The organism is Cryobacterium sp. TMT2-18-2, assembly GCF_004402245.1.
Classification (GTDB): Bacteria; Actinomycetota; Actinomycetes; order Actinomycetales; family Microbacteriaceae; genus Cryobacterium; species Cryobacterium sandaracinum.
In genome coordinates this window covers 67,657-79,312 of the sequence record NZ_SOFU01000043.1, presented here as the reverse complement: position 1 = coordinate 79,312, position 11,656 = coordinate 67,657, and the positions used below count along the sequence as shown (strand labels likewise).

General features: G+C 63.8%; 13 protein-coding genes. 3 read left to right on the top strand and 10 right to left on the bottom strand.

Annotation, left to right across the window (positions count from 1 at the left end; all coding sequences use genetic code 11):
* Positions 1-351: 351 nt before the first annotated feature.
* The 7 genes from E3O22_RS16020 to E3O22_RS15655 form a co-directional block, all read right to left on the bottom strand.
* The gene (locus tag E3O22_RS16020) at positions 352-522 is read right to left on the bottom strand and encodes a hypothetical protein (RefSeq protein ID WP_166784683.1); all 171 of its coding nucleotides are present in this window, start codon (positions 520-522) and stop codon (positions 352-354) included.
* Positions 523-768: 246 nt separating this feature from the next.
* The gene (locus E3O22_RS15675; protein WP_134396170.1) at positions 769-1,119 is read right to left on the bottom strand and encodes a dihydrodipicolinate synthase family protein; all 351 of its coding nucleotides are present in this window, start codon (positions 1,117-1,119) and stop codon (positions 769-771) included.
* 342 nt (positions 1,120-1,461) lie between these two features.
* A complete protein-coding gene (locus E3O22_RS15670) occupies positions 1,462-2,199 on the bottom strand; it encodes a B3/4 domain-containing protein (protein ID WP_134396171.1) in 738 nt (245 codons plus the stop codon).
* Positions 2,192-2,797 (bottom strand): helix-turn-helix domain-containing protein, encoded by a 606-nt coding sequence (locus tag E3O22_RS15665; RefSeq protein ID WP_174722076.1) that lies wholly within the window; start codon positions 2,795-2,797, stop codon positions 2,192-2,194. Before E3O22_RS15665 ends, E3O22_RS15670 begins: the two co-directional genes overlap by 8 nt.
* A 63-nt stretch (positions 2,798-2,860) precedes the next feature.
* Positions 2,861-3,211 (bottom strand): zinc-binding dehydrogenase, encoded by a 351-nt coding sequence (locus E3O22_RS16520; RefSeq protein ID WP_241976692.1) that lies wholly within the window; start codon positions 3,209-3,211, stop codon positions 2,861-2,863.
* Positions 3,139-3,882 carry an alcohol dehydrogenase catalytic domain-containing protein gene (locus tag E3O22_RS15660; RefSeq protein ID WP_241976691.1) on the bottom strand — a complete coding sequence of 248 codons (744 nt, stop codon included), beginning with the start codon at positions 3,880-3,882 and terminating at the stop codon, positions 3,139-3,141. The genes E3O22_RS16520 and E3O22_RS15660 overlap by 73 nt, the downstream gene beginning before the upstream one ends.
* Before the next feature lie 305 nt (positions 3,883-4,187).
* On the bottom strand, positions 4,188-5,540 hold the full coding sequence (locus tag E3O22_RS15655) for an MFS transporter (protein WP_134396172.1): 1,353 nt from the start codon (positions 5,538-5,540) through the stop codon (positions 4,188-4,190).
* A gap of 188 nt (positions 5,541-5,728) precedes the next feature.
* Between E3O22_RS15655 and E3O22_RS15650 the strand changes: the two genes are divergently transcribed.
* From E3O22_RS15650 to E3O22_RS15640, 3 genes are all read left to right on the top strand, one after another.
* Positions 5,729-7,957, top strand: coding sequence for a malate synthase G (locus E3O22_RS15650; protein ID WP_134396173.1), 2,229 nt, complete (start codon positions 5,729-5,731; stop codon positions 7,955-7,957).
* A gap of 161 nt (positions 7,958-8,118) precedes the next feature.
* Entirely contained in the window at positions 8,119-8,346 is a 228-nt protein-coding gene (locus tag E3O22_RS15645) for a hypothetical protein (RefSeq protein WP_134396174.1), read from the top strand.
* Positions 8,347-8,743: 397 nt separating this feature from the next.
* Positions 8,744-9,004, top strand: coding sequence for a hypothetical protein (locus tag E3O22_RS15640; protein WP_134396175.1), 261 nt, complete (start codon positions 8,744-8,746; stop codon positions 9,002-9,004).
* Positions 9,005-9,184: 180 nt separating this feature from the next.
* On the opposite strand, the gene E3O22_RS15635 is transcribed toward E3O22_RS15640, so the two are convergent.
* The 3 genes from E3O22_RS15635 to E3O22_RS15625 form a co-directional block, all read right to left on the bottom strand.
* Positions 9,185-9,967, bottom strand: a complete 783-nt coding sequence (locus E3O22_RS15635; RefSeq protein ID WP_134396176.1) for a DUF4386 family protein — start codon at positions 9,965-9,967, stop codon at positions 9,185-9,187.
* 666 nt (positions 9,968-10,633) lie between these two features.
* Complete coding sequence (locus E3O22_RS15630) at positions 10,634-11,014, bottom strand: hypothetical protein (protein ID WP_134396177.1); 381 nt, start codon at positions 11,012-11,014, stop codon at positions 10,634-10,636.
* A complete protein-coding gene (locus E3O22_RS15625; RefSeq protein WP_241976688.1) occupies positions 11,011-11,601 on the bottom strand; it encodes a phosphotransferase in 591 nt (196 codons plus the stop codon). The genes E3O22_RS15630 and E3O22_RS15625 overlap by 4 nt, the downstream gene beginning before the upstream one ends.
* Positions 11,602-11,656 lie beyond the last annotated feature (55 nt).

Below are 11,656 nucleotides of genomic sequence, written 5' to 3'. Positions count from 1 at the left end.
CGGCGCATTGCGATCTGGACCATTCCCTGGATTGGCAGTTCGACGGGCTGACCGCGCACGACAACCTCGCGCACCTGTGCCCGGCGTGTCATGCGTTGAAGAGCGAGACGGGGTGGCAGGTGTTGCACCATCGGTGATGGCACGCTTGAGTGGACGTCGCCGACCGGGCGCACGTTCGTGAGTGAGCCGGCCACGGTCATCCGCACGGCGTCGACCACACCGTCGCAAGCCCCACCCAGCCGGGATACCCAGTCAGAGGTGCCCGCGCCGTTCTGAGGACGCGCGCGGCAGACACGCGAAACCGACCAGGAGTGCACCCTCGAACCATCCGCCGAGCGGAGCGCCCACCGGTCACCACAGGAGAAGCACTGTTCCGACCAGGATCAGCAGTCCGGCGAGCACGGCGACGAGACGCATCCCGTGAAGGAACACGAACGGCAGATATTGCGCACTGACGATGACCATGCTTGCCGGCACGAACAGGGTCGGTTCGGTCAGTCCCAGGGCAACGGCCGCGAGCATGCCCGAAGGGACGGTGAATGCGATCCGCGTCGCGAGCGTCGTCAGGGGAAAAATCAGCCTCCCCCCAGGAACAGCGTTGCGGGCTAGCTGAGTCGAAAGGACGCGGCCGACTGCTCTGGTGGTTGTTATCCCTTGTCCTTGGGCCGATCGCAACTTTCCTCATCGTGGTGATGCCGCGCGGCGGTCTCCGATTCTGAAGTCCAAGAAGGGCGGCGGCGAAGAGCCCGAGACGCATCGTCACGGTCGTCAGTTACGTAAGTCGAGATCCTCGACGAGCTGGGCGACTCGCGTGCGTGCTGCCACGTTGAGGCCGCGGATGGGGCGCGGCAGCGAGGCGGGAGGAACGAGCCCCAGGTGTTCCGCGATCGTGGCCGTCACTCGCAGACTGCCCTGAGCGGCGAACATCTCCCAGAGCGGCTGCAGACGCTGAGATTCCGCGTCGGCCGCAGCGGTATCTCCTGCCTGTGCTGCGCGGGTGATCGTGAGGGCCAGTGCGGGGAGTGTGCCGCCGATCACCGAATACCAAACCTCGCATCCCGCAAGCACGCCGATGGCGGACTCGACCGCCAGGTGCGTGCCGAACGCGGTGTGAGACATCCGTCGTCAGGCGAGATTTCGAGCGTGAACGGTAGAACGGGCAGAAGCAGTGAGAGCCCGACCGGGGATGCGAGGACGCCCCGGGTGAGCTGCCCACAGGCCTGGGGATACGGAACACGGCCGCGGTTGCGGCGGCACCGGGGATCGTGAGCGGGCCCAGGAACTCGATGGCCACCGCGGTGCCGATCGGGATTCGCTCCGTCCGTGAGGCGCAACCACGCCGTTCCGGCAGCAGCCACTGTCGCAATCAGGTCGACGGAGAGCGCAGAGCCGAGCTGAACGGACAGCATGGCCGTGACAGCAAGCGCCGAGACGGGAATCGGGATGCTGCGGTGGTTCATGTCAGGCATTTCCGGACAGTGCGTTTGCTCCGAGCCGGCGCTGCGCGACCTGAACGTTCGAGCCGAGGCGAATGAGCTCCCGCTCCAGCTCCCGAGCTGCTGCCAATAGTGCGTCGTCGTCGAGCGGTTCGAGCGCGTCGAGGATGAACAGGGCGCTGGTGGTGGTGTCGGTGAGCTGGGTGCGACGTGCTTGACGCCAGTTCCAGCGTCGACACGTCACACCGCCCGTGTCGGTCCACACGACCTCCCCGGCGTCGGGATGCTCAGTCACGGATGCGCCCTCGGACATGATCTCGAAAGGTTCCGACCCGGTTGCGCGGATCAGGCGTGGTGCTCCGACGTAGTGCGCCAGGTCCTCCCCGCCGAGCGGCACCGCGTGCAGAATCGAGATTGCGTTGTACAGGTCCGTGAGCCGATTCACACGGGGCAGCCCGGATGCCGCGCGGCGCATGAGCGCCTCCAGACTATTGCGGGTGCGCTGTGGCTTCGCACCGAACGCCCGATACGCCTCGCGCCACGCGGCAATGTGCGGAACCTCCTCGACAGCCTGTTGCTGGAGCGTGGCACGAGCGACCTCTTCCGCCGCGAGGAGCAGCGCCTCGCTTGCCTCATCACTCGGGCCGGGCTCGAGTCCATCGACAGCGACCAACACCGCCCGGTAGTCGGGCCGTAACGCGAAGACGTCATCGTCGATTCGGGCGGCGTCGAGAAACGTGTTCAAGGCCGTCCGGTCAGGCATCAGCTCGTTCCATTCGGGTAGCCGAGCCGACGCCCGGGTCAAACACTGTCAGTGAGAATCGTGCTGCGTGCGCGCCGCCGTTGACGTAGGCATGGGCTACGTCGCCGGGGAAGCAGAGCGCGTCGCGATCGTTGAGCGTGACCGTCTGCTCTCCCGACGAAATCGAGATCGCTCCCACGTGCACCTGCACGAGCTCTCTCGTGCCGGCCGTATGCGGTTCACTCACCTGTCGATCGCCTGCTTCGAGGGTCCAGTCCCACAGTTCGACGACGTTCGGCGGTTCAGTCACCGCGACGAGCACTCCGCGCCCGCCGTGCGCGCCGGTCCACAACACCGCGCCCTCGCCCCTCCGGGTGACTTTCATCGGCTTCGATCGGGGCGGTTCGACCAGATCGGGGAGGCCCACGCCGAGGGCGGCACTGATCCGGAGCAGTGTCCCTACGCTCGGGTTCGCGGCACCCTGCTCGATGTTGACCAGCATTCGGCGACTCACCCCGGTGCCTTCCGCCAGCTGGTCCAGAGTCCACCGGTGCTGTTGGCGTTCGTGTTTGACGCGCACACCGATGGCGGTCGCAAGTTCCGCAGCACCTTCATTCATAAGTGCAAAATAGTGCACTATTGGTGCATCAATCAAGGTTTCCTCGGGTACCAACAGTCGTTCTCAGTGGGGGAGGATGACGATCTTGCCGATGTGTCGTCGCTCGGAGAACTCTTTTTGGGCTTCCGCAATCTCGGTCCGGGCAAACGTGCTGCTGAGCTGAGGACTGACCTCGCCGCCGCGTGCAAGCTCGACCAGCCGACGAAAATGAACCCGGGTGTGTATCGAGGATCCGATCAGTTGCACATTGTGAAGATAGAGGCGACGGAGGTCGAAGTCGATCACCGGCCCCGCCACAGCACCCGCGATCACCCAGCGCCCGTTATCCCGAAGCATCGGCATCATGGTGGAGACCCCCGGTCCACCGGCGACGTCAGCAACCACGTCCAACCCCGCCGGGGCGGTGGCACCGATCTCGGCGAGGATACCGGGTGAGTCCCGGTTGAAGACCTGGGCTGCCCATTGGCGAGCACGGCATCCCCTTTGGACCCACTCGTGATCGCCAGGACCAGTGCGCCTCGAGCGGCCGCCAGCTGAACGAGGGCGAGACCGACGCCGCCGGATGCTCCCGTCACGAGCACGGTTTCGCCGCCTCGCACGTCGGCACGTTCAAGCATTCCGATCGCGGTGCCGAACGCCACCGGCAGGCACGCCAGCTGCTCATCCGATAGAGGGGAATCCTGAACGTCATGAGCATGAGTTGCATCCACGGCGACGTACTGCGCGAACCCGCCATCGGCCTCGCTGCCCAGGTACCCCACCGGAGACGCATCCTCGCTTTCGCATCCGTAGATAGCCGGGTCCACGAGCACCCGGCGGCCCAACAGCTCGTCGGTCACACCATGACCCACCTCGACGACAATGCCGGTGATATCCCCACCCTGGATGCGCGGAAAATCAAACGAACCCGGCCAGCCGGCCTGCGCCGTGGGATCTTCCGGCAACCCATATGCTCCCCGGCGCGTCCAAATGTCTGTGTTGTTGACGGCAGCCGCCGTTACTTTCACCAGCACCTGGTGGTACTGCGGCCGCGGCCGGAGCCAATCGTCGTGCAATTCCAATGCTTCGGGGCCACCGAATCTCATCAGTACGGCTGCCGTCATCGCATAATTCATCCTTCGAGCCTGCCAGTGTCAGCGGGCTTTCGTGAAGTGGGTTCCGCCGAAGCCCTGATCCCTGCGAGACACTGCAGATTCCCCGGTTTCGCGGTGTTGGGCCAGGCCGAGGGCATCGCCTTCACCGAACGAGTTCCTGCCCACCATGCACGGGTTCGATGCGTTCTTCGGCAACCACTGCCACTTGAATACCGAGAAGAAGACGGAAATCGGCCGCCGCCGTGCAAAGTCAGATCGGGCTCACCACAGTGTCTCGCGCAACCGTTCCTGCCGTTTCAGTCCTCCAGAGCCTTGCCCCGTTTCTCGGGGAGTCCGAGAGCGCCGAGTGCAGCGACCACGAAGAACATTGCGAAGACCGTGAAAAGAAGTGCGGTCCCGCCCATCTCGCGTAGCATCGGCACGGCCAGCGGAGCCAGGATGGCGGCGATCCGTCCAACGCCGGCTGCCCAGCCGGCCCCGGTGGCACGGATGCGGGTCGGGTACAGCTCAGGGGTGACGGCGTAGAGCGCTCCCCACGCACCCAGGTTAAAAAAGGAAAGAAGCATGCCGGCACCGATCACCTGGGTGGCATCGCCGGCTACCGCGAATAACGCCGCCGCAAGTGCGGAGCCGGCAAGGAATACGGCCAGTGTCCTGCGCCGTCCCCAATGCTCGATGAGGTACGCCGAAGCAGCATAACCCGGCAGTTGGGCCACGGTGATGATCAGCGTGTACGCGAAGGAGCGAACGAGCGAGTATCCCGACGCGACCAGGATGGTCGGAAGCCAGATGAAGGCGCCGTAGTAGGAGAAGTTTACGCAGAACCAGACCAGCCACAGCGCACCGGTTCGGCGACGCAGGCCGCGCGACCACAGCGCGGTGACGCGTGTCCGGGAACCGGTTTTGATCGTCCCCTCACCTGTCTTTGCGGGGCACGCAGAATCATAGGGTCCGGCGGTGATTCCGGCTGACTTTTCGAAACGTCGGACGGTCGATTCCGCCTCAGAGAGGCGGCCACGCGACTCGAGGAAGCGAACCGATTCCGGCAACCGAAGGCGCACGACCACCGCGTACACGGCCGGAACCGCTCCGACAGCGAGTGCCCAGCGCCAGCCGTCGGCCGATGACGGTACGACCAAGTACCCGATGACTGCGGAAACGGTCCAGCCAATGGCCCAGAAGGATTCGAGGATGACGATGATGCGGCCGCGAATTCGTGGAGGCGCGAACTCGCTCACGAGCGTCGAAGCGACCGGGAGCTCACCGCCAAGACCGAGCCCCACGATAAATCGCCATGCAATAAGTACGGCCACAGTCTCGGACAGTGCCGACGCTCCCGTCGCGAGACCGTAAACGAGAAGGGTGAGAGCGAAAACCTGGCGTCGGCCGATACGGTCGGCCAGCAAACCACCGAGAACTGCGCCAATGGCCATACCGACGAACCCGGCGGATGCGATCCAGGACAGCTCCAGGTCGGAGACTTGCCATTGCACCGCCAATTGTGCAAGAACGAAAGAAATGAGTCCAACGTCCATCGCATCAAGCGCCCAGCCCAATCCGGAACCCACAAGCACACGACGGTGCTCTCGGGTGAACGGCAGCGCATCCAATCGCTCGGATCGACTGGGGCGTGCACGAACTTCAGCCATCAGGTTCCCAATTCAGCGTTTGTGACCAGGCGGCGAACTGAGGGTGAAGCCTCTGCCGGATAGTTGAACCCTATTGCACGAGACCTGGCCGACGCGTGTGTGTCATGGAGCGGCGGCGCCGGGGTGCGAGACTGGCCAGACACAGTCGGCCGAGCGGGCGTACCCGCACTAGCCCAAGGAGTTCAACGATGAACACACCCATCACAGCATCCGTCCCAGCGCCTATTGCCGGCCTCTCCGCCCGCGTCGAACGAGCAGATCTCGATGTCGCCTCCTCATTCGCCGCGTTCGTCGAGAACGAGGCGCTGCAGGGAACCGGAATCACCGCGGACGCCTTTTGGCCGGGGCTGAGCACGCTGATCAGCGACCTCACTCCCCGGAACACGGAGTTGCTCGGCATCAGGGATGACCTGCAGGCCCAGATCGATACCTTTCACCGGGCCAACCCCGGCCAGCCTGACCCGGGCGAGTACCGTGCTTTCCTCACCAGGATCGGGTACCTCGCGACCGAACCCGGGGACTTCACCATCACCACCTCGAACGTCGATGCGGAGATCGCGTCGCAGGCGGGACCCCAGCTTGTCGTTCCGCTGCTCAACGCGCGGTTCGCTGTCAACGCGGCGAACGCCCGCTGGGGTTCGCTTTACGACGCGCTGTACGGCACCGACGCGATATCCGAGGACGGCGGTGCGTCCCGGGCGGATTCCTACAACGCCGTCCGCGGCGGACGGGTGATCGCGCGCGGACGGGCCCTGCTTGACCAGGCCATCCCACTCGAACGGGGCTCGCACACTGATGCCGTTGCTTACCGAGTCGAGAACGGTGCGCTGGTCGTGGCTTTGACAGACGGATCATCCGCTGTCCTGGCGTCGCCCTCGGCGCTGGTCGGCTACAGGGGAGAGGCGTTGGAACCGTCGTCCGTGCTCTTCCGACATCACGGACTGCACCTCGACGTGATCGTTGATCGGACCGCACCTATCGGGGCCACGGACAGTGCGGGCATCCAGGACATCGTGCTCGAGTCCGCGGTCACCACGATCATGGACCTCGAAGACTCGGTTGCCGCGGTCGACGCCGAGGACAAGGTGCTCGGCTACCGCAACTGGCGCGAGCTCATGCGCGGCACGCTGAGCGAGACCGTCAGGAAGGGCGCCGGCGTCTTCACGCGCACCATGAACGCCGACCGCGTCTACACGGCTCCTGACGGCGGCAAGGTGACGCTGCCCGGCCGGAGCCTGCTGCTGGTGCGCAACGTCGGGCACCTGATGCAGACCGAAACCGTGCGGGATGCGTCCGGCGTCGAGGTCTTCGAAGGCATTCTCGACGCGGTGCTGACCGTGCTCGGTTCGTTCCCCGACCTCGTCGGCGAGACCCGAGGCGGCAATTCCCGCACCGGCTCGGTGTACATCGTCAAGCCGAAGATGCACGGCCCCGACGAGGTGGCGTTCACCGTCGACCTATTCGCGCGGGTGGAGCAGCTCCTCGGTCTGCCCCCGCTCACCGTGAAGGTGGGGATCATGGACGAAGAACGGCGAACTACGCTGAATCTGCGGGCCTGTATCGCCGTTGCCGCGGAGCGCATCGTCTTCATCAACACGGGATTCCTCGATCGCACGGGCGATGAGATCCACACCTCCATGCACGCCGGGCCAATCGCCACCAAGAGCGAGATCCGTTCCATGCCGTTCATGGCTGCCTACGAGAACGCGAACGTCGACGCCGGTCTCGCGGCGGGCTTTCCCGGCCGTGCTCAGATCGGCAAGGGCATGTGGGCGATGCCCGATCTCATGCACGACATGCTCGAGCAGAAGATCGCGCATCCCCGTGCCGGCGCAACCACCGCCTGGGTCCCGTCTCCCACGGCGGCGACGCTGCACGCGACCCACTATCACGAGGTGGATGTGGCCGCCCGTCAACGAGAACTGGCCGGGCGGACCCGCCAGGCGCTGGACCCGATTCTTGTCCTCCCACTCGCCGAGCGGGACCTCAGCGACGAGGAGCGCCTGACCGAGCTGGACGACAACGTTCAGTCGATCCTCGGCTATGTCGTTCGATGGGTCGACCAGGGGGTCGGCTGTTCCAAGGTCCCGAACATTCACGGCGTCGGCCTCATGGAGGACCGTGCGACGCTGCGCATTTCCAGTCAACTCCTCGCGAACTGGCTCACCCACGGCGTCATCAGCAAGACGGATGTCGACGCCAGCCTCGGGCGACTGGCGGCGGTCGTCGATGCACAGAATTCCGATGACCCGACCTATGAAGCGCTGATCGGCAGAACCGGGCCTGGGCTCGCGTTTCTGGCCGCCCGCAGACTCATCATCGACGGTGCATCCTCACCCAACGGATACACCGAGCCGATCCTCCACCAGGTCCGGAGGGCAAAGAAACGTCTGGCTCCCGCTCGTCATTTGCTCTAACGGACCTTCATGGGGCACAGAATTCACCGCCAGGGCTTCGAGCCGGCGCTGGGCAGCTGGGTGCCATTTGGGTACCGCGGAGCTCCCCTACTCTGCGGGACCTGACGGTTGTTGTTGTGCTCGATGTGAGGTGCGTGTACCCAGGAGCGGAGGGGGCGGCAATGCTGGACTGCGGGGATGCCCTGCTTGAAGATGGGTTCGAGGAGGCGCAGTGCTTAGTCTGGGAGCCCGTCTCCCGGGAAAAAGACAGTCAGCAATTCCTCGGCCGCACTGAGCTCACGAACATCGCAGATCGCGAGCAGGTTGGCGATGTCCTGCACGTCGCGCCCCGGGCGCTCGGTGGCGGCTTGGTGGCCGTCGTTCAACCGGATGAAAGCGGGTCGGAGTGACCGTTACTGGTTCTGGGGCGTTGCTGGCATCGTCACTCTTTCCTCAATTGGCAGCATCTCCAGTGCTGCTGAGACTCTGCTGGTGCAATTGAACACTTCATAGATCGCCAATCCGCGGTCGGGCAAAAGATGGACGCGGAAGCTCTGCAGGTCCTCAGCCCGCGTCGAAGGAAGGTTATTCATGGCTTCTCGAACACCCAGGCTCTCTCTGGTCGTACTTGTCGGGTTGGTCCTCAGTGGGTGTTCGGCTGGAGTTGGCACCGGTGACTCAGCGTCGGCTGCCGGGGGAGCGATCGAGTTGGCGGTATCGCAGACTTGCGCTGATGGGGCCGACCCGCAATGCGTTCAGGTCAATGGCGAGAATGTTGTTCTCCCATCCGTACTTGAGCGAGCTGGAGTGAAGGATGCCACCATCGCCGAAAGTGAGGGGCAGAACGCGGTTGATGTGACGTTTACCGAAGACGGGGCGGTCGTCTTTAACGCCCTCACGGTGAAGGCTGTCCAAGCCGGGGATTCGGTGCGCCTGATTATCAAGATCGGCGGGGAGATACAGGCTGCCGTCGTGGTGATGGAGGCCATGGAAAGTGATCATGTGCAGATCAGCGTCTCTCCAGACGACAACGCCCAGAAAATCGTAGACCTGATTCATAAAGGCTGAGAAGCGTCGGTGCATCCGGACAAATTCGGGAGAGCGTGGAGGATGAGCTGTGCTGAGCCCAGGTCGTAGGGGGCCCAAGGGGATCCTCGTGCGGGCGGGTTGCAGTGCCGCAGCCGCCGGTGGTGTACCTTCCCGGCGGGACCTGCATACAGGTCTCAGTACGCGTTTACTCGGTGTGGCTCACTGTGCTGAATTGACAGGTGGCTGCTCGTGATTGCGGCGGGACTTGACCAGCAGCACCACGCCGAGGGCCAGCCACCAAAGCATTCCCAGAGGGATCAGTGCCATGGAGGCAAGCCAGATCCCGGGCAGGTCGATCGCTGCTGCCGTCATCAATGGCCCAGCCAGGAGCATCACGAGACGGAGGCCTGCGACTAATCCCAAGACACATAACCAGATCGGAAGGGAGCGGGAGAGAGCCCCGGCCACACAGATGCCCACGGACCAGATAGCGAGCGTAATGAGGCCCGCCGCAAGGAAACCATGGGTTCCCGACATCTGAATGGTGAGGTATGCGGACTCGCCCCATCCCCTATCGAGCGAGTCGATGTAGAGCAACGGCCCCACCGACTCGCGCAAGACCCCTTGCATGAACAAGAACGCAGCCGCGAAAAGTCCGAGCGCGCTCAGGCTTCGGCGGGTGATACTACTCGTGCGTGGCGTAAGCACATCTGAGATAGCGAAACTGGCCACGATGTACGCGAGTGCCATGGTGAACGTTGCGACCGCCGCCAAAGCATAAAACTGCGGATACTGGCGCAGATAGTCGAGGCTCACGGCGGGGTTGTCGGTGTCATCGAAACCGAGAACCGGTCCCATTAGTTCGAGGGTGAACATCGCGATGCCTGCAAGTCCGGCGACGATAACCGCTATCCCACCTGAGCGCAATGCTGACCGATTTATGTTCCCGACCGTTGTTTTCTCCGATGCGGGACGCCTGTAGTTGTCGCTGGTTGCACGCATGGTGCACTCCTTCGGGATAGCTCCGCGCGGACAAGCATGGCGCGCCGGTCACGGTCTGGCGACGCATCGAATGGTACGCGCGAGAACGGTTGCGCAAAATGGATTTAGCAGGCGCCTCCAAGTGCCCTGAATGGATGACGGGCTACTCCTGGAACCCGCCGCGGCTATCGGCCAGCGCTCCATTTAGTACCTGCGATGAACTTCACTATCGAAGTTGTCATATTGGGCGGCTCACGCGGCCGCGCGGGCGGTGGCACCTTGTCGTTCCTGCGACCTGTACAGAACTTCCGGTACCCGAGCAGGCGCCCGTCGAAGCCTGGCTACCTGACGCTTTCCGCGTTGTGCCTTGAAGCTGAACTGCGCTGACGACAGACTCGTTCGTCGGACGCCTGTGGACACAGGTTCGGCACCAATTCGCCGAGATTCCGACGTTCCGGAAGAGTGGCATTCGGAAACCTCTTCCGGTCGGGTTTTCTTGTGCTTTCACGGCATCGTGAGGCTGAGCCAGCGTTCTTCGATGGCATAGCCGAGATGATCATTCATGCGGATGTTGCCGGCGTTGACTTGACCTCCACCCGTGCGATGCGACCTTGACGGCCACGGCGAGCCCTCTGCGGCGGTAGGAACGGTGAACGGACGTGAATTTGGTTTCTGCGCGCGCAGTCATCAGGCTGATGACGCTGATGACGCTGATGGCAACGAGTTCCCGTCATTGATGGCGCCGTAAAGGTGGCGCCCGGATTCCCACAGTTCGAGTACATCAAACTCGTTGCGGTGCGGCACGGATGTCGCTGGCGTGTACGGGTAGTCGGCGTGGTTCACTGCTTCGAGTGCTGTGACCTGAGGCGCCCAGCTGGCAGCGAGTTCCTCGATCAGGAATCCTTGGTCCGTTGCCGCGACGACGGCCGCTTCCAGTGCTGTGAACTTGGCTGGATCGCTCAGGCGCAGGCGTGCACCCCACGATTCGCCGACAACAACGTACCCCGCCGCCGTGAGATGCTGCAGGCGTGGATCGTTGACTTGGACTACCTGGATATCCGCGTTCACGATGCTTTCAGGCTTGCGATCATGTCAAGAAGTCGGCCGCGATCACGTCGGTATAGTGCGGCATGCTCCACGAAATCACTGCGACCCGTGTCTGCGGCACGTTGATCAGTGAAAACGGCAAGATCTTCCATCCGGTGCGCTGCCGCACGGAGCACAGCAGCCTGATCGAACTCATAGCCGTACGCACGGATGAGCCCATCGAGGCGGCCGGGGCGAGCATCCCGGTCCGGAGCGTCATGGTCTGCGTACTCGCCAAGCGGAACGAGCCGATATGCGAGGTACGCGAGGTCCCAAATCCGAGGCCCGGGGGAGGCCAGGTCGACGTCGATCAGACCCGCAATGTGCCCGTCTTGGAAGACCATGTTGTACGGTGCGATGTCGTTCAGGCACACCACCTCGATTGGCTGGTGCGCAGGCAGCTGCCATATGGCGGCCGAATGCGCGAGGGGCGCGCTGGCGTCATGCACCCGTCGGAGCAGAGACCCAGCCTCGTGCAGGATCGTGGGCGACCAGATCCAGCTGGGCATTGGGTAGTGGCCGACGATTCCCGGAAGGTAAGAGAGCACTTCGCGGCCCTGCTCGTCCATGCCCAAGGGCTCAGGTACTTCCGTCACTCCCGCCGCGCGGAGTGTGCTCAGAAGT

Bases quoted from the DNA above. Each gene is read 5' to 3' on its own strand.
- E3O22_RS15675 (WP_134396170.1), bottom strand. From the start codon at position 1,119: ATGTCTCACACCGCGTTCGGCACGCACCTGGCGGTCGAGTCCGCCATC.
- E3O22_RS15660 (WP_241976691.1), bottom strand. From the start codon at position 3,882: ATGAGATTCGGTGGCCCCGAAGCATTGGAATTGCACGACGATTGGCTC.
- E3O22_RS15645 (WP_134396174.1), top strand. From the start codon at position 8,119: ATGCTGGACTGCGGGGATGCCCTGCTTGAAGATGGGTTCGAGGAGGCG.
- E3O22_RS15655 (WP_134396172.1), bottom strand. From the start codon at position 5,540: ATGGCTGAAGTTCGTGCACGCCCCAGTCGATCCGAGCGATTGGATGCG.
- E3O22_RS15650 (WP_134396173.1), top strand. From the start codon at position 5,729: ATGAACACACCCATCACAGCATCCGTCCCAGCGCCTATTGCCGGCCTC.
- E3O22_RS16020 (WP_166784683.1), bottom strand. From the start codon at position 522: ATGCTCGCGGCCGTTGCCCTGGGACTGACCGAACCGACCCTGTTCGTG.
- E3O22_RS15670 (WP_134396171.1), bottom strand. From the start codon at position 2,199: ATGCCTGACCGGACGGCCTTGAACACGTTTCTCGACGCCGCCCGAATC.
- E3O22_RS15625 (WP_241976688.1), bottom strand. From the start codon at position 11,601: ATGGACGAGCAGGGCCGCGAAGTGCTCTCTTACCTTCCGGGAATCGTC.
- E3O22_RS15665 (WP_174722076.1), bottom strand. From the start codon at position 2,797: ATGAATGAAGGTGCTGCGGAACTTGCGACCGCCATCGGTGTGCGCGTC.
- E3O22_RS15635 (WP_134396176.1), bottom strand. From the start codon at position 9,967: ATGCGTGCAACCAGCGACAACTACAGGCGTCCCGCATCGGAGAAAACA.